This window comes from Vibrio sp. 1159, assembly GCF_033340395.1.
GTDB lineage: Bacteria > Pseudomonadota > Gammaproteobacteria > Enterobacterales > Vibrionaceae > Vibrio > Vibrio alginolyticus.
On the sequence record NZ_JAWOWL010000026.1, the window covers coordinates 23,738 to 42,607 of the forward strand.

12 protein-coding genes and 1 pseudogene are annotated in these 18,870 nt (G+C 45.3%); 10 read left to right on the forward strand and 3 right to left on the reverse strand.

From position 1 onward, the window contains the following. Positions 1 to 159 precede the first annotated feature (159 nt). From R7127_RS18395 to R7127_RS18415, 5 genes are read left to right on the forward strand one after another with little or no spacing between them, the layout of a single operon-like run. Positions 160 to 2,157, forward strand: coding sequence for a prolyl oligopeptidase family serine peptidase (locus R7127_RS18395; protein ID WP_172563920.1), 1,998 nt, complete (start codon positions 160 to 162; stop codon positions 2,155 to 2,157). Then, a complete protein-coding gene (locus tag R7127_RS18400; RefSeq protein WP_064376394.1) occupies positions 2,158 to 4,299 on the forward strand; it encodes a TonB-dependent hemoglobin/transferrin/lactoferrin family receptor in 2,142 nt (713 codons plus the stop codon). A gap of 9 nt (positions 4,300 to 4,308) precedes the next feature. After that, positions 4,309 to 6,561, forward strand: a complete 2,253-nt coding sequence (locus R7127_RS18405; RefSeq protein ID WP_172563919.1) for a proprotein convertase P-domain-containing protein — start codon at positions 4,309 to 4,311, stop codon at positions 6,559 to 6,561. A 25-nt stretch (positions 6,562 to 6,586) separates the two neighbouring features. Further along, entirely contained in the window at positions 6,587 to 8,038 is a 1,452-nt protein-coding gene (locus R7127_RS18410) for a DUF1566 domain-containing protein (RefSeq protein WP_054574926.1), read from the forward strand. 1 nt (position 8,039) lies between these two features. After that, positions 8,040 to 8,615, forward strand: a complete 576-nt coding sequence (locus R7127_RS18415; RefSeq protein ID WP_005375151.1) for a DUF1566 domain-containing protein — start codon at positions 8,040 to 8,042, stop codon at positions 8,613 to 8,615. 108 nt (positions 8,616 to 8,723) lie between these two features. Here R7127_RS18415 and R7127_RS18420 read toward each other — a convergent pair whose 3' ends face one another. After that, positions 8,724 to 10,367 carry a methyl-accepting chemotaxis protein gene (locus R7127_RS18420; protein WP_064376397.1) on the reverse strand — a complete coding sequence of 548 codons (1,644 nt, stop codon included), beginning with the start codon at positions 10,365 to 10,367 and terminating at the stop codon, positions 8,724 to 8,726. Between the two features lie 331 nt (positions 10,368 to 10,698). Here R7127_RS18420 and R7127_RS18425 point away from each other — a divergent pair, with 331 nt between their 5' ends. The 5 genes from R7127_RS18425 (at position 10,699) to R7127_RS18445 (ending at position 16,704) form a co-directional block, all read left to right on the forward strand. Beyond that, positions 10,699 to 11,520 (forward strand): phosphate ABC transporter substrate-binding protein, encoded by an 822-nt coding sequence (locus R7127_RS18425; protein ID WP_005375153.1) that lies wholly within the window; start codon positions 10,699 to 10,701, stop codon positions 11,518 to 11,520. A gap of 100 nt (positions 11,521 to 11,620) precedes the next feature. Continuing rightward, a complete protein-coding gene (gene pstC, locus R7127_RS18430) occupies positions 11,621 to 12,553 on the forward strand; it encodes a phosphate ABC transporter permease subunit PstC (protein WP_005375154.1) in 933 nt (310 codons plus the stop codon). Between the two features lie 22 nt (positions 12,554 to 12,575). Beyond that, positions 12,576 to 13,439: a phosphate ABC transporter permease PstA gene (gene pstA, locus R7127_RS18435; protein WP_005383923.1), complete on the forward strand. Its 864-nt coding sequence runs from the start codon at positions 12,576 to 12,578 to the stop codon at positions 13,437 to 13,439. A gap of 60 nt (positions 13,440 to 13,499) precedes the next feature. Then, positions 13,500 to 14,249, forward strand: coding sequence for a phosphate ABC transporter ATP-binding protein PstB (gene pstB, locus R7127_RS18440; RefSeq protein ID WP_005375156.1), 750 nt, complete (start codon positions 13,500 to 13,502; stop codon positions 14,247 to 14,249). A gap of 328 nt (positions 14,250 to 14,577) precedes the next feature. Continuing rightward, complete coding sequence (locus tag R7127_RS18445; protein ID WP_054574929.1) at positions 14,578 to 16,704, forward strand: GGDEF domain-containing protein; 2,127 nt, start codon at positions 14,578 to 14,580, stop codon at positions 16,702 to 16,704. Positions 16,705 to 16,829: 125 nt separating this feature from the next. Here the strand turns inward: R7127_RS18445 and R7127_RS18450 are convergent, their stop codons facing one another. Together R7127_RS18450 and R7127_RS18455 are read right to left on the reverse strand one after the other, a co-directional pair. After that, complete coding sequence (locus R7127_RS18450; protein ID WP_064376399.1) at positions 16,830 to 18,476, reverse strand: BatD family protein; 1,647 nt, start codon at positions 18,474 to 18,476, stop codon at positions 16,830 to 16,832. A gap of 4 nt (positions 18,477 to 18,480) precedes the next feature. Next, positions 18,481 to 18,870, reverse strand: a pseudogene (locus tag R7127_RS18455) (hypothetical protein); the annotation flags it as partial.

Consider the following 18,870-nt stretch of genomic DNA (forward strand, 5'->3'; position numbering starts at 1 on the left):
GAAGTTATTAAGTTTTATAACCTCGGTCAAAGCAAACGTTTTTCCTCACACACTAGATAAAAATCTAACATGATTATGAAAATGATAATTGATCTCATTTTTATTTAAGGGCAGAATACGCGCCATTGTATTAATCCTATAAATGAATTCGCTCTCTATATGAAATTTACTCATGTTTTTTTAGGGCTCATAATTACCTCTAGTTCTGGCTTTGCTGCTGATGATTTCAACTGGCTTCGAGATGATGCTCGTAAAGATGAGCGAGTTCTTACCTACCTAACAGAACAAAACCACAAAACTGAACAGCACCAAAAAAGTTATCAGACGTTGACAAAAAACCTACTAACGCAGTGGGATACCATTGTGGCAGACAAAGGTGATAAGCCATGGTCGATCGTGAGTGGAAGAGAGTGGACGCTAATGCGTCGCGATGGTCGTTACTTACTATTATCCCGTGCGAGTCAACATGCACCAGAAAACGTGGTGTTCGATTTCGATGAACGACAATCTGCGCATCAGTACTACCAACTTGGTCAATGGCAAGTGAATGGTGACACGCTACTTTTCACGGAAGATATCGACGGCAGCGAACAATATCGTGCTGTGGTTGTTGATTTACTCTCCGGTCAATCTACGGAACTGGCGACGCACGTCGATAGTGGCGTATTGTTGTCACCTAACGGGAAAGTGGCATTCCTCGTTGCAAAAGAAAAGCGCACCCAGCGACCTCATCAGATCTTACGTATCTCCACTGAATCTTTAGCAAAAACAGTCCTATGGAATGAACCCAAGTCAGATTGGTTACTTTCTTTCTATCGTGCGGCAGATAGCCGTTATGCTGTGCTGCAAAGCAACAACGAGTCAACAACAGAGCAGAAGCTTGTCGACCTAGAAACGGGCACTGTCTCAGATTCATTGCGAAAGCCTGAAGTGGGTGTGGAATATTACGCGGATGTGGCGAAAGGTTACATTTATCTTAAAAGCAACCTGGAAGGAAAGTTCGCCCTTTACCAAGCCGAACTCGCACCGCTTGGCGCAACATGGCAACGCTTTACCAATCCTCGTGAGCCGCTTGAACAGTTCTACCTTTATGATGCAGGAGTTGTGGCACTTAGTAAGCCAAACAACTTGTCGACATTGACGGTGTATTCTTACCAAGGGCAGGAAAAAGTGATACTGCCATTGGAACACGATGGTAATGTCGCTTGGCTAAGCACATTGGGCGATTTTGAATCAAACAAAATTCGTATCCGAAGCATGTCGATGACTACGCCTCCTCAGTGGGAAGAGTTCGATGTAAAAACGCTGAATAAATCCTTGTACTCTCAAGATGCTTACCAAGACTTTGATAGTCAGCGTTATGTATCCCAACGTATTTTTATTAAGCACGACGGCGTTTCTGTCCCGGTCTCTTTGGCGTATCGCAAAGACAAATTGCACCCACAATCTCCTGTGATGATTTACGGTTACGGCGCGTATGGTTTTACGATGAAACCGTACTTTATACCTCAGGTTATCAGTTTACTCGACCAAGGTGTGATTTACGCTATCGCCCATGTCCGTGGCGGTGGGTACTTTGGCGATGAATGGCACGAGCAAGGCCGTGGTGTGCGAAAAGCCAATTCTATTGGTGATTTTGTCGCGGCCGCGAAGGCGCTGCAAACATTCGAACGTGGCAATAGAGAGGTTTTCGCCATCGGTTCTAGTGCTGGTGGTACGTTGGTGGCCGGAGCGGTTAATCAAGATCCTAAATTGTTTTCAGGTGTCGTACTTAAAGTGCCTTTTGTTGATGTGGTTGCAAGTATGTCGGATACCTCACTTCCGCTTACCACACAGCAGTATGGCGAATGGGGTAACCCAACCAAACCTGAACAATTGGCGTTAATGAAGGCGTACGATCCGATTCTCAATATCCATAAAAACGCTTACCCACCCATGTTGGTTCAAGTCGGTTTAATTGATCAGCGCGTGCCATATTGGGAAGGCGCAAAGTATCTGGCTAAAGTTTCAGCGTTAAGTGAGCGCAACGGGCCGTACTTGTTGCAAACTGATTTTAATTCGGGCCACCAAATGGACCCACGACAAGCGCAAGAACAACAAGCAAAAGAATACGCATTTCTACTATCACTCATTAAAACATCTAAAGCGGAGCAGTAAATGAAGCTTACCCCAGTGTCAGCGGCAGTACTTTCGGTACTTGCTGCCAGTCAAGTGCACGCCGAATCTAAGGTTTTCTCAATGGAAGAGGTGGTGGTAACCGCCAATAAAATCGATCAGCCATTGTCAAAAGTGGCAGGTAGTGTCGCGGTTATCACAAACGAGCAAATCGAAGAAAGAGGCGAGACCGAGCTATATGACGTGCTGCGTAACGAACCTGGTGTAAGCGTGACGGGCGGTGCAGGACGTCCGCAAAACATTACCATCCGTGGTATGACGGGTAACCGCATTATGATCGTTCGTGATGGCATTCGTTCTGCGGATGGCTTCGGTGCGAATGACATTAATGATGCCGTTGGGCGAGATACTTTTGATTTATCCAATTTTGAATCGCTGCAAATCATTAAAGGGGCAAGTTCTTCGGTGCATGGCTCTGGCGCGATCGGCGGTGTGGTGATTTTAGAATCCAGCCAGCCGGGTGATTTCTTAAAAGACAAAGACTTCTACACCGATGTTTCCGGTACTTACACCGATATCAGCAACAAGTACAAAGGCACGAGTAATCTAGCTTTCCGTTCCGGTGATACAGAGAGTTTGTTTAACGTTTCATACTGGCAAGGACAAGAGACACGTAACTTTGATGAAGATTTGTATAACCGCGACCTCGATGGTTACAGCGGTGCTTATACGATCAACCACTTTTTCAATGAAGAGGTGATGTTGAAAGCCAAAGCGGAACTCTACACCCAGAACCAAGAGCGTTTGGAGGGTTCACCGTCCATTCAACCTGATGGAATTTGGCATATTGAAGACTTTGCTGAGGATGAAACCACAGAAGAGTACAGCGCTTATATTGGTGCAGAGGTGACTCCGATTAATCCAACTTGGTTCGAAGAGTTGGATACCAAAGTTTACTGGCGTCACACCGAAGTGGTGGAAGACACCAACCGTTTAATGCGCCAAGTGGATCACAATGGTTTGATCACCAAGCGTCGCGAGCTGGAACACAAAACCTTCATTGACGAAACAATTGGCTTCCGTGGCGATTTCACTAATACGATTTATGCAGCAAATGCTGAGCACCAATTGGCTTACGGTGTCGAGCTTTCTACTGACTATTACGAACGCACAGATAGCGACTCCAAGATTGATTGGAACGGAGTAACACCTTCGACCAAACAACCTTTCGCTCCTGCTCGTGCTTATAACATTGGTTTGTACGTTCGAGACATGGTGGAACTGGATAAATGGACCATCACAGGTGGCCTACGCTTTGATGCGCACCGTCTCACGCCAGACGGTGCGGGTGAAGTGGGCGGCTTCCCATTAAAAGACATGGATAGCTCAGAGGTATCTCCAAGTCTTTCGGTTTCTCGTGAAGTATTTGCCAACAACATTGCTTATGTATCTTATAACCATGGTTACCGTGCTCCGGAATACGATAAAGCGTATGGCTTCGTAAGCCACGACTTTGTGCCGCTCACGCCGTTTGTCATTGCACCAAACATGGATCTAGAAGCTGAAACTTCCGACTCATTTGAAATCGGTAACAAGTTCGATAACGGTCGTGCGTATGTCTATGCGTCTTTGTTCTACAACAAGTTTGAAAACTTCATCGACGTTGTGACCACGGGCTTTGACTCAAGCAATGGTAATTACATTAAACAATACCAAAACCTCGATGGTGTCGAGACGTATGGTGCAGAGCTTTCTGCGGGTTACGCGATCACCAAACAATGGGACATCAGCACTAAGTTTGGCTACGTAGATGGCAAAGACGCGGAAGGTGAATACGTTCGAAGCATTACGCCATTCGAAGGTAACGCTCAACTGAAATACGCCAACCAAGACTTCAATGCTTACGTGGCTTGGAACTGGGCCGCGGCAATGGATCGCGTTCCTAAATGCCAGACCACGCTTGGTCTAGCGACAGATTGCGCGCAGACAAGTGCGTGGAATACGTTTGATATTGGCGCAACTTACCACGTTTCCAAAGACCTTCGTGTTAGCGCAAACATCATCAACCTGTTCGACAAAGAATACATCCGATACCAAGACGTAGCGGGTATCGCTGAGGAAAGTAAGCGTTACTCAACTGAGCCAGGGCGCTACTTCACGCTGACTGCAAAATACGAATTCTAGGACGAAATCATGAAGCTAAAACCATTGGCGTTTTCGCTGCTTATTGCTTGTACCCCTGCGGCACAGGCTGCAGAGTGGGATTATCCCGTAACGGACTCTGTGGTAACGAATGAAGCGCAAGCGAAAACTTATCTAGACAGCCACTACTCAGAAGCGGGCGAGTTTAAGTTCCGTTACAAAACCCAATCTCAGCTTGGTGAGCATTACAATTTTGATGTTTGGGTAAACGGTGAATATCAAGCACAGCGCACCCTAGTAGTAACAACCGATAAAAGTCACTACGTTGTGCGAGTGTTTAAAAGCCTTGAAGATACGGTAATTCGCAATGGCAAGCCAACGGTTGCGGCAGAACTAGAATCTCCGCGTCAACTACAAGCACAAGAGCCGCCAGCTTTGAGCTCCGGAAATCTGGTTGATATAGAGGTGCCTTTATTTAGCCCCGATCTACGCACCATGCAGCAACAAGCCGCGCCAGAGTCGACGTGGTCCGCGCTGTCTGATTACCCTCAGCCTGTCGAGTACGTGACCAAGTCGATTGAGGTTTTACAGTCGGGAGGAAAGTTCTACCTGTCTAACTTAAGAGTAAAGCAAGTGGATGCTACGGGCTTATTTGCCGTCTCAGCACCTGGAGAATCCCCTGTGCTTGATACGTCGGATTTTCTCAGCGTGGAAGGTGTTCAAACGTTTGATAGTGTTGATGAAATGCAAAGTACTGAGTTTGGTGACAATGCGTTCCCACAATTGATGGCATTTTATCACCTTGATAGCTCGATCCGATATTTGACAAGCCTAAGTTACGATTTGTTTGACGAGCCGCTTCGTTTTGATGCTCGTGGGCTATCCAAAGATAATTCTACTTACTATTACGGCCCGAAAGCTCTCATGCTGGGTGTCGGTGGGGTTTCTCCTGATGCCATTGATGCTGACGTAGTTATACATGAGCTTGGACATGGTATTCATTACCAAATCGTACCGGACTGGGCATACGGCCATACTGGGGCTATCGCAGAAGGTTTTGCCGATTACTGGGCAGGCAGTGCGAGTTACCGTCTTCAATATTTAGATGCTTCGAGTCGTGGTCAAGAATTCGAATTAGACACGGTGTTTAACTGGGATGGTGTATTTGGTACACGCAATACGACTCGTAGTTTATGGAACCAGAGAGCGCGTTATTTCGAGAGCTCAGAGTATCCAGCGCACGTTAGTGTGGGCGGTGAACTAGGCGACGAGCTATGGTCAACGCCACTGTTCCAAGCGCTTAAAGCATCGGTTGAACGATACGGTGATGATACCGATAGCGTGTTCCGCGAGTTTGACGCCATTGTTCTTGAAGGGATGTATGGCATTGGTCGTGGCGTGAAAATGCATGATCTTGCGGAATCGACTGTGTATGCCGCAAACACCTTGTTCCCAAATAAAGATTACGCCCAATTCCTGACGGACAGCTTCAACAGACACAACTTACTTAAAGCGCCTCTTCGTGTTCGCTATGACGCTCGATACATCGCACAAGGTCAAAACGTGGGTGTGAACCTAAGTCAAACTGGCCGCGAAGCGAGCATCAAAGGGCAATGGCAGCTAAACAACGCATCCGTTTTCGACTTTGATGAAACGCTTTCTGACTCGACCTCAATGAAGGTGGCGTTACCAAGCAGTCTGATGTGTGGCGCGCAATTCGATTCTTCTATTTCATTGGATTACCAATTTGCAGAAGGCTTAAAGACTCACCAGTGGAGTGAAAAGGTGATGCTGGTTAATGGTACGCCAGAGCTTGATATCCAGCCTCAATCAGTGAATTCCGCTTTGCCAGAGCAGGGCGACAGGCTGTTCTCTCAGACGCTATCGGACAAGTCACTCACGATTGATGACTCGTTTGCGGTTTACCTGAACATCGAACATGACTCACTGCAAGATCTGCAAGTGACGCTAGTGTCTCCACAAGGCAAATCGGTCGTGCTACTTAGCCATCAATCAAGCAATACCAAAGGATTTAAAGGTTACTTCACCGCTCAGTATGACGAGGAGTTACAAGCACTTGTCGGTCAACCGAGTTGGGGGACTTGGCGTCTCGAAGTGTCTGACCGCGTGTCAGGGAACTCTGGGGTGTTGAAAGAGTGGGGTGTGAGTCACTTTGCTCAGTATCAGTGTAGTGCTGATACCACTAAAGAAAGCAGTGGCGGTGGTTCAGGTGGCAGTGGTTCGCCTTGGACCTTGTTAGGACTTTTCCTGCTTTCAATGGTGAGAGTGATTCGCTCTCGTTAATTAAAATCAAAAGAAGATAAAATCTATGAAGTTTCAATATTCTTTCGTTGCTATGTCACTAGCCCTTGCTGGCTGTGGCGGAGGTTCTGGTGGTGACACGTCGGCACCGACCTATGATGTAGCTGGCACCATCGTTTCTGCAGGTACACTTCTTGATACGCCAGTATGTATCGATTTAAACCAAAACTACGTTTGTGATTCCACTGAACCGAGTGCTAAAACGGATAATGCCGGTAAATTTAGCCTGACTTCAAGCGACAAAAACGTACTAACCAGCACCATTCTTGCTCAAGTTGATCAAGGTTCGAACCAAACGTTGCGTCTTGCGGCTCCGGGCCAAAACTTAGCAACGGGTAACACGGTCAATGGTGTAACAACGTTGCTCGCAGGTCTTGTGGTTGACGGTAAAACCGTTGCTCAAGCTGAAGAGATTGTGAAAGCACAACTCACCGATGCCGGTGTTTCTCTGTCTGGAACGGTAATGTCTAACGCAGAAGCCAGCGAGCTAGATAAGCTAGAGCAAAACACGGTTGCACTATTAGCTGCAATGCAGCCACAACAAATGACCCAAGGCGTAGCGCTGCTTGCTCAAAGCCTTAGCTTCCAGGGTAAATCATTGGCCTCTGATCTTCTGTCTGAAGTGGAAGTGAGTGCATTTGCTGAAGAAATTGTAGCGGTTGCTGAACAAACGGTTGGTAGTAACGATACGGGCGCCGTTCTTTATTTTGCTGAAGGAGCAGCAGACGTAGCAGAGGTTCAAGCGTCTTACCCTGGTCAAGATGCAGAATACGGCTTCGACAAAGAGGACAAGCAAACGTCGACAGGCGCAGGCTTTAAGTTCGTTAAGTTAGATTCACAAGGTGCTGCTTTAGCTGCAGATGCGACTGAGTGGGCTTGTACTATGGACGAGCGTACTGGTCTTGTTTGGGAAAACAAAAGTGCGGATGCGAGCTCAGTTCAATTTAAAGATCGCCTATTTGCGTTTGAGTCTGAAACATTTAAGCCATTTAGCAAAGATGTAGAGCTTGCAGGTTGTAAAGACGCTGGTGATGAAGTTTGTACCACTAGCCAATATGTTCAGTACATAAACAAACAATCGTTATGTGGAATCACTGGTTGGCGCTTGCCTACTTACCGTGAGACTTATGACTTACTAGACTTTGGTGAACAAACACTGTTTGCTCCGAACGATGAATATGCAAAATACAACGTCTATGGTTTTAATGTTAAATACTTTCCACAGCAAACCATAGGTAGCCCTTATTTAGGATATGGTGCGTTTTGGCATAGCGACTTTAAGTTTACGAATGCATCATCACAACTTATTGATGGCGAGATTTATTTCCCTGCGATTGTCTCCCGGGGCAAAGATAGAGGCACTATTTCATACGTCGAGATTCGATCAAGCAACACAAGTGCGGGTGCCGATGATTCTTACCAATTCCCAATCCGTCTAGTCGCAGTTAAGGGGCAATAAGATGAAGAAATTAATAACTGTACTATCTCTTACTTTGGCTTCTCAAACTGCAATAGCTGCACAAGAGTGTTCTACTGACTTTGCTAAAACGGCACCTAACACGCGTTATACATATTCTGAGAGCGGTACCGTAACTGACCTGAAAACAGGTCTAACATGGATGCGCTGTCCAGTTGGTATGACATGGAATGTAGGAAACCAAGAATGCCAGGGGACGCGATCTACAATGTCATGGCAACTCGCTCTCTCCACAGCCAAACAAATTCGTAATAAGGACGGCAACCATCCTCTTCACAATTTTGCTGACAAAAAAAATTGGCGACTAGCAAATATCAAAGAGCTAGTATCTCTAACTGAGCGAGCTTGCCACAGCCCAGCCATAAATAGTACAGGGTTTGCTAGCGGCTATAGTCTGAAAGATGGAGATGATGTTCTAGGGCGTTATGTCTGGAGCAACACACCTAATGGCGACGGTAAGCATGTTGCAACTTTTGATACGACTAATGGTGAGGTTTTCAATAGAGATCCGTTAAACTCAAGTTTCAAAAGCTCTCTCTTGTTAGTGACAGATGAATAATAATTATTACGTTAATAAGGGTTGATAGCTTTGCCTTTATGATAGGCTCCGCCAGTGCGGAGCTTTTTCTTTTCTAACCTTTGGAACTTATCGTGTTGAGCAGAGTATTTAAACTTGGAACTGCTTAAGTTGATGTTTTTGATTTTCTGCTAAACCAGACAACTCTTGAGCGGCAGCAGCGGATTGCGTAATGCCAGTGACGTTCTGGCTCACTAGTTCATAGATGTTCGTTAAGTTGTTGTTGATATCAGCCGTGACCTGTTTCTGCTCTTCTGATGCGGTTGCAACTTGAGTGTTGATTGAGTTCAGATCGGCGATAGCATTACTGATATTAGCAAGTGATTGGCTAACTTCTTGTGTCAGAGCTTGGTTGTCTGACAACATGGCTAAGCTGGAATGCATACTTTCATTTGCGTGACCAGATTGTTGCTGTAGCTCTTCTATAATGGTTTGGATCTCTTTGGTGGACTCCTGAGTTCGCGCTGCCAGCATACGTACTTCATCGGCCACTACCGCAAAGCCTCGGCCACTTTCGCCCGCTCGTGCAGCTTCAATCGCTGCATTCAGTGCAAGTAGATTCGTTTGCTCAGAAATACCTTCAATCACTTCGATCACGCGACCAATGTGTTCTGATTGATCTTTTAGCGAAGTCACGACGGCAGCGGCTTCGTTAAGTTGTTCCGCCATCTTTTCACTTGCGCGAGTACTTTCCCCAAACATGCTTATACTTTGTGAGGTTAACGTACGTGCTTGATTTGATGCACTATCGGCTTCTTGTGCATTGGTCGATACTTCAGCTGCGGTCGACTCTAGCTGATTGATCGCCGAGGCTACTTGCTCAACTTCTTGCTTTTCTTGATCCGAGTTGACGCTGCTTTGAGTCATAACAGTTGCTAACTCGGTTGATGCTGATGCCACATCTTCACTAATGCGAACCAATGCGCTTACAGTTTCACGTAGTTTTTCTATGGTCTGGTTTACATCTCGAGCCAGCTGAGACACTTCGTTTTTCCCGATGGCTTCGGCCTTAACTAGTAGGTTTCCCTTCGCGACTTCCTGCATCGTTACTTGAAGGTTACGAATCGGCGCAACGATGTAGCTGGCGAGTACCCAACTAATAAGTGAAGCGGCACTCAAGATCACCGCAAGCGAGACGGCGCTGTAAGTTAGCGTGGTTGAATGTTGTTCGCCATTCGTTTCGACTTCATCGGTGACGATTTGATTCAATTGTTTAGATAGTTTGTCGATGGCGTTGATCATCGCTTCGCCAGCTAATCGATACTCAGCCATTGCAGATTCGTACTTTTGATTGAAATCAGAGGTGGTGTAATCAGAAGTGTGTTTAGTGGTGAGCAGAGGTGTCATGGTAACGCGAGTGAAATCAACATAGTGATTCATGGCCTTACGCATAGCATTGACTTCATTTTGAACGCCAGGGAGATTGTCGATGGAGTTAAGAAAATCGCGGTTTTTGTTTTGTCGCTCAGAAAGCTCTTGGTTGAGAGACTGAACATCTTCGGCTCTAAATAGACTATAAATGGCTTTGATGCGCATGGCGTAAGTGTTGTCTACGATGCGGCTAAGTTCCTCTTTGTGAATGATTAGCTTATGGGTGGAAGCCGAAACCTTATTGAATGCTTGATCGAGTTTACCGATTCCGACACTCAGTCCAATGATGAGTAATATAACTGTGAATAGAACAGGCAGAAAAACCTGAAGTTTAATAGAAAGCGTACTAAGAAATTGACGCATGAGATTGACCCTCTATCGGTTTGATTATTATCTTTTTTATAAATAAGCATTTCGATTTTAATTGTTACATTTGCCAAATCAATGAGTTACTCATATCTAATTGTTATGAAATGTACCAAAATCGATGGGGTTATCATCTTGAACATGAGGCAACGTTATAAAAACGTTACGTTCAAATTGAGAGAGGGATAAGTCGCGGAATTAATAGTTAGAAATGACAACGTGTCATAGAGGGTTCAACTAAGTGAAACACAACTGTCATATTCAAATTCTAAAGTGAGCACCGTTCAAGTGAAACACAACGGCAATAAAGCCACTTAAGGAAATTGTGATGAAAAAGACAGTAATCGGTGCAATCGCACTTCTAGGCGCAATGGCAGTGACTCCTGTTTCTGCTAAAGAAACTATCTCTGCAGTGGGTTCTAGCAGCGTAACTCCACTGATGGAAGTTTTCTCTGAAACGTACATGAAGAAGAACCCTAACGTATTTATCGAAGTTCAAGGTCCTGGTTCTTCAGCTGGTGTAAAAGCAGCGAAAAATGGTTCAGCAGACCTTGGTATGTCTTCTCGTAATCTAAAAGACTCTGAAAAAGAATCAACACTAATCGAAGAAGTGGTTGCTCGTGATGGTATTGCAGTGGTTGTTAACCCACAAAACAAACTGCCAGGTCTAACAGCCGAGCAAGTGACTGCAATCTACAAAGGCGAAGTATCAAACTGGAAAGAGGTCGGTGGTGCAGACAAGCCAATCGTAGCCATTACTCGTGACACAGCTTCTGGTACTCGTGGCGCATTTGAAGACATCATGTCTCTAAAAATGAAGATTTCTGGTAAGAAGGTATCAGCTATCTCTCAACGTGCTCAAGTTGCGAACGGTAACGGCGCACTGAAAACAATGGTTGCATCTAACCCATACGCAATCGGTTACATTTCTCTTGGTACTGTAGACAACACTGTTAATGCGCTAGCAATCGACGGCGTTGATGCAACGGTAGCTAACGTTAAAAACGGTTCTTACAAAGTAGCGCGTCCATTCCTTGTTCTTTACAAAGAAGGCAAGCCATCAACAGAAACGCAAAAATTCCTAGACTGGATGCTAACTGACGAAGCGCAAGCGCTAGTTGACCAAAAAGGTTACATCTCAGTTAACTAATCCCATCGGGACTCTAAAGTTTGCTCAGCCCAACGTTTCGGGCTGAGCCTTTTCTATCCATTGTGTTCAACGGCATTGCCCAGAACCGTGAGATTTTTAAATGACCATCGCAACAAATAGTGAAAAGCTTATGAATACTGACGCTAGAGCTATCAGCAAGTCAGGCCTACGCGAGAAGCGTCGTGTAGACTGGAAAGAGCGCATCTTCCACGGCTTGTTCCTAACGAGTGCCGTAATCGGCATTGTTTCATTAGCCGTTATTGCATACTTCATCGTTCGAGAGAGTATTCCGGCATTCCAAGAAGCAGGCGTATCGGGCATTGTCTTAGGACAAAACTGGTTACCACCTGCGCTTTACGGTGTCGCAACCATGATTGTGGCATCTATCGTATCGACGGCTGGTGCTGTCATTGTTGGGGTTCCAATTGGTGTTCTGACCGCCATTTTTATCGCTGAAATCGCACCAAAGCGATTAGCAGACATCATCCGTCCAGCGGTTGAGCTGCTAGCCGGTATTCCTTCAGTGGTCTACGGTTTCTTCGGTCTGGTTATTATCGTTCCATTGATTCAGAAAGTATTTGATGTACCTGCAGGTAACACTATCTTGGCCGGTATTATTGTTCTTGGTGTGATGATTCTACCAACAGTAATTACGGTTTCTGAAACGTCTATCCGCGCTGTCCCTCGTACTTATAAAGAAGGTTCTTTGGCACTGGGCGCATCGAAAATCTACACCATCTTTAAGTTGCTCGTTCCAGCGGCTCGCTCAGGCATCATGACAGGTGTGATACTGGGTATCGGTCGTGCATTGGGTGAGACCATGGCGATTATCATGGTTATGGGTAACGCGCCGGCAATGCCAGAAGGCATCCTTGATTCGGCTCGTACACTAACTGCAAACATCGCTATTGAAATGTCTTACGCAAGTGGTGTTCACGCGAACGCACTTTACGCTACAGGTGTAGTACTTCTGGTCTTCATCATGTCGTTGAACGCTGTACTACTGTACCTAAACCGAGAAAAAGCGAAGTAATCGCTCGTTAAAGGTGACTATTATGGATCGCGCAAAACTAAAAAAAGCACGCCAGTTCAAAGATAATGTCTTTAACGCATTTGTCTGGATCTCGGCAGCACTAACGGTAGGTTTTTTGTTCTGGATTATCTGGTACATCCTATCAAACGGTCTACAACACGTAGATTGGAACTTCATTACTGATAACTATACGCGCACAGGTGAAGAGCACGGTATCTTCCCAATGATTGTGGCGACCATTTACATGGTTATCGCTTCTATCGCAGTGGCAGCGCCACTCGGTATCATGACGGCAATCTACTTGACCGAATACGCGAAAGTGGGCAGTCGTTTGGTGAAAATCATCCGATTCTGTACCGAGTCATTGGCGGGTATCCCGTCGATCATTTTCGGCCTGTTTGGTATGACTTTCTTCGTGGCGATTCTTGGCCTTGGCTTCTCGATTCTGTCGGGTGCATTGACGCTAAGTATCCTAATCCTGCCAGTTATCATCCGTACAACGGAAGAAGCGTTGATGGCAGTACCACAAACGTACCGTGAAGGCTCTTATGGCCTCGGTGCTTCTAAGATTTACACTATCTGGCGTTTGATTCTTCCAAGCGCAATGCCAGGTATCTTAACCTCGGTCATTCTAAGTATTGGTCGTGTCATTGGTGAGTCTGCTCCAGTATTCCTGACAGCAGGTATGGTTGCACGTATTCCGGATTCTTTATTGGATTCAGGTCGTACGCTAACCGTTCACCTATACAAACTGACTACCGAACTGTTTACCGTTGAAGAATGGAATCAGGCTTACGGTACGGCAACAGTGCTTATCGTAGTTGTTCTCTTGATCAACATGGTAACGAAACTGATTGCTAGACGTTTTAACACCGCAACTTACTAACAACACTAATTAAGAACGCACGTTAAAAGACACGAATTCAAGAATTAAGAGATTAAGACAATGAACAAATTTGATATTGAAAACCTAGACCTATTCTACGGTGACAACCAAGCACTGAAATCGATCAACTTACCAATTCCAGTTCGCCAAGTAACTGCACTTATCGGCCCGTCAGGTTGCGGAAAATCAACGCTTCTACGCTGTTTGAACCGAATGAATGATCTAATCGAAGGCGTGAAAATTACAGGTAAATTGGCGATGGACGGCGAAGATATTTACGGCAACATTGATGTTGCTGACCTTCGCATCAAAGTCGGCATGGTATTCCAAAAGCCAAACCCATTCCCGATGAGCATTTACGAGAACGTGGCTTACGGCTTACGTGCTCAAGGTATCAAAGACAAAAAGACAATTGATGAAGTGGTAGAGCGTTCGCTGCGCGGTGCTGCACTTTGGGATGAGGTGAAAGATCGCCTTAAATCACACGCATTCGGTCTTTCTGGTGGTCAGCAGCAACGTTTATGTATTGCACGTACAATCGCGATGGAGCCTGATGTGATTCTGATGGATGAACCAACGTCGGCACTTGACCCAATTGCGACACACAAAATCGAAGAGTTGATGGAAGAGCTAAAGAAGAACTACACCATCGTTATCGTGACTCACTCAATGCAACAGGCGCGTCGTATCTCTGACCGCACTGCGTTTTTCCTAATGGGAGAACTGGTCGAGCACAACGATACGCAAGTGATCTTTAGCAACCCTCAAGACGACCGTACTCAAGGCTACGTAAATGGTGATTTCGGTTAATCCACCGTATTTACAAGCATAACTAAATAACTATAAGCGATGGTAACTTTGCCCCTCTTGATGAGGGGCCTTTTTCTTTTTAAGTCGTGGGCTTATAACGCCTACCAACACAAAAAATCTTGTAAATAAGTACAACTTTCCTCCCCAGTTTATAAAGTATGTAACTTATGTGAAACATGGCTTTAAAAGTGCTGAAGAGCTCTCGAATGTAACACTAAGTCTGATAATTTTGCGAATGACTTAACAGCTCAAATTTGAACGTATTGATTGCATATCATGGCCTAAGTAGTTTTTTATCGAGGATAAAAAAGTAGATTAGGTTGGTAGGGTGAGTTTAAGAAGTTTTACAAGAAAAGTGTCTTCAACGAGGGACCATCGGTTGCTAGCGGAGGCAATCTTTGATCATTTAGAGAGTCTGTTCTCCCCTCAAGCCCTCGCTATTTTTGAAGATCCTTCAATTAACCCTCGTCATTCGATGAGCTTCTCTCGCGGAGAGCTTTACCCAACCCAAAACTATCCTGAGACATTCTGGGAGTGGGCAAGTCAGTTTGATACCTCTGAAAGCATCATACCTCTGGCGATCAACACTTGTAACTGGAATCACACCCGAGATTTAGGTGGTGATAGTTACATCATGATGCTCGACAACACGCCTATCAAACGTACCTACCTACTGATTCAATCTGTTCATGCTCGCACGGCACATAATATCTATGAAGAAAGTTACGACGCAATGCAGCTTGCAGCGGCGCGTTGGCAATGTATTCGTGCCGAAAAAAATGCCTCGAAAGAGATCAGGCACAGAGATATTCGTGAAGCGCAATATGTTGATGAGATTAGCCAACGCGAGCGCTTTATCGAAAATATGAAGTTAGTTCAGCAAGTTGCACTCGAAATCTCTAATCCTGATTCTTTAAAGGACTTGTACTACAAAGCCGTCGAAGCGTTACGTGAACGACTTGGGTTTGATCGCTCTACACTGATGCTTCTCGATATGAAAAAGCGCAGCTTCAGTGGTACATACGGCACGGATGAGTCAGGAATTACGATTGATGAATTTCACACACAATACGATTTACATCAACTTAGCGAGGAGTATATCACCGCGTTATCTAGCCTTGAGAGCAACTTAGTGATTGTAGAAGACGCGCCAATATACACAGCAGGCAAGGTCATCGGGCAGGGCTGGAATGCGATGTTGATTTTACGCGATGGCAATGAACCGTTTGGGTGGTTCGCGCTAGATAACTTTATTCATCGTAAGCCGATAACGGCATATCAAAAACAGATGTTGGACTCGTTTGGTTCACTCTTCTCTCAAATTTACATTCGTAAGCGCCAAGAACAAAACGTACGCATGTTGCATTCAAGCATGGTTGAGTTATCACGTTGCACTACTGTCAGTGGAGTATGCAAATCGGCCGTCACTTTCGCCATTAAAAATCTTGGTATTGATCGAATGGCGGTGTTTTTAACTGATGAAAATTGCTCTTACATGCAAGGAACGTGGGGTACCGATATTCAAGGTAACGTGGTGGATGAATCTTACTTCTTTGGCGAAACCCAAGATTTCTCTCTTATAAATTTGGCTCGCTCAATGCCAAACGAAGTCGCATTTGAAGAATCAGTGCCTATTTATCATGACTGTAATATTGTTGGCTTTGGTTGGGCTGCGATGACGGTATTGACTTCAAATAGCAGTGGTCCTATCGCCTTTATCGCTGTTGATAATTTGCTGACACGTGCGCCGTTAACTTCTCAGTTACGTGAAGTGATTCGTATGTTCGCGTCCAGCTTAGCTGAAGTATTGCAACGTACTCAAGCTCAAGAGGCGATTCGCGAATTAAACGAAAACTTAGAGCTGGAGGTTCAGAACCGAACAAAAGAGTTGGAGGAAGCCAATCGACAGCTTGAGGTACTTTCTAAGCTCGATCCTTTGACGCGTCTTGGTAATCGCCGCATGTTAGAACATGTGATGCAAAAATATTGTGCCCTAGAGTGTGAAGACGACATGTCGTTTGGCCTGATCCTGATTGATATTGACCATTTTGGCTTATTCAATAATCACTATGGTCATCTCGAAGGCGATATCGCATTGATGCGAATTGGCTATATCTTGGATCATCATACCAAAGGTGAAGATGAAGTTTTTTGCCGTATCGGAGGTGAGGAGTTTGCATTGCTCATGATTGGTTCTGAGCAAGAGGAGGTCCGACTGAGAGCAGAGTGCATTCGTCAGTGCATCGAGGGCGAGGGGATAAAGCATCGACATAACCCAGAAGGGGAGTTACTTACCGTTTCAGTCGGTTACTCCTGTTATAAAGCGAAAGGCAAAGACTTTAATTTCGACCATTTATATCAGTTGTCGGATAAGGCACTCTATCAAGCGAAGAATCATGGGCGAAATTGTGTAAGGCGATACGAATACGAGCCCCAAGTTTTGTTGAGTAAGTGATGTTCATAAGAGCAACTTGATAGGGAAGAAGCGGCGGTTGGTGCTCTAGATAAAACCGCTAAAGCAAAATTTGGCCGGATAAGAGAATTGGCAGCTCATGAGAGCTGCCATTGTTATCTAGTTATTTATAGCTTTTCGAGTTGGTGGTCGGTTTTCGTTACGTTTGCTTTGCCAAGGTTTTGAATTTTCGCTAACAGCGAATCAGGGCTCCAAGGTTGTTGGTTAGCACTAAAACGCGCTTGATTCATGGCATTAAGCTCTTGCTTAATTGCTTGTACGTCACCAGGGTTTAACCTGTCTTGATGAGTGGTTAAATACTCATTTACAGAGCGTTCAATTTTCGCAGCATCGCCCTCTTCGATGACTTTTTTTAGCGCGTCGATGCAAAGTGGTTGTTCAGTATTTGAAACCGTTCCACTCGCTGTTATTGACCGCTTTTTCCATGCCCAAATTGCGATTCCCAATGTCATTATCCAAAGCCCTAAGAAAACAAAGGTTAACGTTCGCCAGAGACTGTTTACACCGCCGCTTGATTCAGGACTAGGGGCTGGCACTAAAGGCGCTGAAAGAGGCGATTCCGGCAACGTGATTAGCCCAGTGTCATTTTTCTCTACGTCTAATGTTAGCTCTGGTAACGTTGTTTTCTTCGCTTCATCATTTTGACTGTCCCACCAGTTCACGTCGTATCCTGGTAAGGTATATTTCCCGGCCTCTGTAGGAATAATGACTTGCTTCACCGTCATGGTAACGGTGCCATCTCTCGCGCTATCGAACTTAGGTTGTTCGGGATACACGCGCAGTGAACTCGGGTAACTAATATTGACTCGTGGCAGATATTCGGCTTGTGTACCGCGAGCCTTAACTTGAATGGTTCGAGTGAGTGAAGAGCCTTGTTTTACTGTGTTGATCGCGTTAGTCGACAGTAGATTACCTTGATCGTCTTGCCAGCTCTGTGTCATTTCTAACGCTGAAGCAGGAAGCCATTCACCTTTAAATTCGCTCGGAATCGGTTTGACCGTGATTGGCATGCGTTCCGCTTTGGTGTTGATAGGCATTATTTTGGTTGAGCCCGTCAAGCTGTCGCCATAAATATAAGAACCAGTCAGTTTAGGACCTATCAAGGTATAAGTGCCTGGTTGATTGGCCGTTAAGCGAAACGACTGCTCTATGACCGCTACTTCTAACCCATTTAAGATCTTCTGTCTTTGTTGTAAGCCACCCAGTGCCTCAAGCTTCATGCCTTTAATCTGCGGAGGTACTATTTGCGGGTTATCTAGGCGTCGAGTGTCCGCTTTAACTAGAAGTTGTATACGTAATGTTGCAGATTGCTGAGGGTAGAGCGTACTGTTGTCGACCGTAATATTGAAGCTAAATAGATCATCAAGATTGGGGTCTGTTTGGCTCGCGTTGACACGCAGTTTGATCGGCTCCGTTCTCATACCATCAGCGGAAAAACTTGGAATAGTCAGAACACCTTCTTTCATTGGTGCAATTGAGATACTCCACTCGGTACGCACTGATTTTCTTCCGTTAATGTTATTGCTAGAGCGGCCATAACGAGGTTGACCCAAGAAGAAGTCTTTCTCTAGAACACTGAAGTCGATTGAGTCTGAGCTGAGCTCAGTATCTGAAATGATTCTGAGGTTAATCACTTCATTCTTGGCTACTTGTGTTTTATTCACACTAGCTTGAAGTGTCTGTGCCATCACCGAGAAACTGGATATTAGGCTGGCCACAAAAATAAAGACCAGTTTTACGCCTTTGTTCATCACAGGCTTACCACTCCTTTTGAGATTGTTGTGGAGGTTGTTTTTGTTGCGCTTGAAGTTGCATTTGCGCACGGATCAAAAAGCTTGGGTCGCGAGCACTTTCTACTGCTTCTAGTCGACGGAACTCAGGATCATCCTGATGCATTTTTTCGGGATGCGCTTTAGCCTGTATTGGTTCACCTTGATCCTTCGCTTGCTTGTCATCTCGTCGCGGTTGATGTTGTTCCGTTTCTTGTTTTTCTTTTTTATTTTCAGAATCTTGCTGATTTTGTGATTGTTGTCCTTGCGCTTCTTTCCCTTCGTTTTGAGACTTTTGTTGCTGTTGCTGTTGCTGTTGCTGTTGCTGTTGCTGTTGCTGTTGCTGTTGCTGTTGCTGTTGCTGTTGCTGTTGCTGTTG

Excerpts from the sequence above, each read along its gene's own strand:
- R7127_RS18395 (WP_172563920.1), top strand. The coding sequence starts at position 160 with ATGAAATTTACTCATGTTTTTTTAGGGCTCATAATTACCTCTAGTTCT.
- R7127_RS18400 (WP_064376394.1), top strand. The coding sequence starts at position 2,158 with ATGAAGCTTACCCCAGTGTCAGCGGCAGTACTTTCGGTACTTGCTGCC.
- R7127_RS18405 (WP_172563919.1), top strand. The coding sequence starts at position 4,309 with ATGAAGCTAAAACCATTGGCGTTTTCGCTGCTTATTGCTTGTACCCCT.
- R7127_RS18410 (WP_054574926.1), top strand. The coding sequence starts at position 6,587 with ATGAAGTTTCAATATTCTTTCGTTGCTATGTCACTAGCCCTTGCTGGC.
- R7127_RS18415 (WP_005375151.1), top strand. The coding sequence starts at position 8,040 with ATGAAGAAATTAATAACTGTACTATCTCTTACTTTGGCTTCTCAAACT.
- R7127_RS18420 (WP_064376397.1), bottom strand. The coding sequence starts at position 10,367 with ATGCGTCAATTTCTTAGTACGCTTTCTATTAAACTTCAGGTTTTTCTG.
- R7127_RS18425 (WP_005375153.1), top strand. The coding sequence starts at position 10,699 with ATGAAAAAGACAGTAATCGGTGCAATCGCACTTCTAGGCGCAATGGCA.
- pstC (WP_005375154.1), top strand. The coding sequence starts at position 11,621 with ATGACCATCGCAACAAATAGTGAAAAGCTTATGAATACTGACGCTAGA.
- pstA (WP_005383923.1), top strand. The coding sequence starts at position 12,576 with ATGGATCGCGCAAAACTAAAAAAAGCACGCCAGTTCAAAGATAATGTC.
- pstB (WP_005375156.1), top strand. The coding sequence starts at position 13,500 with ATGAACAAATTTGATATTGAAAACCTAGACCTATTCTACGGTGACAAC.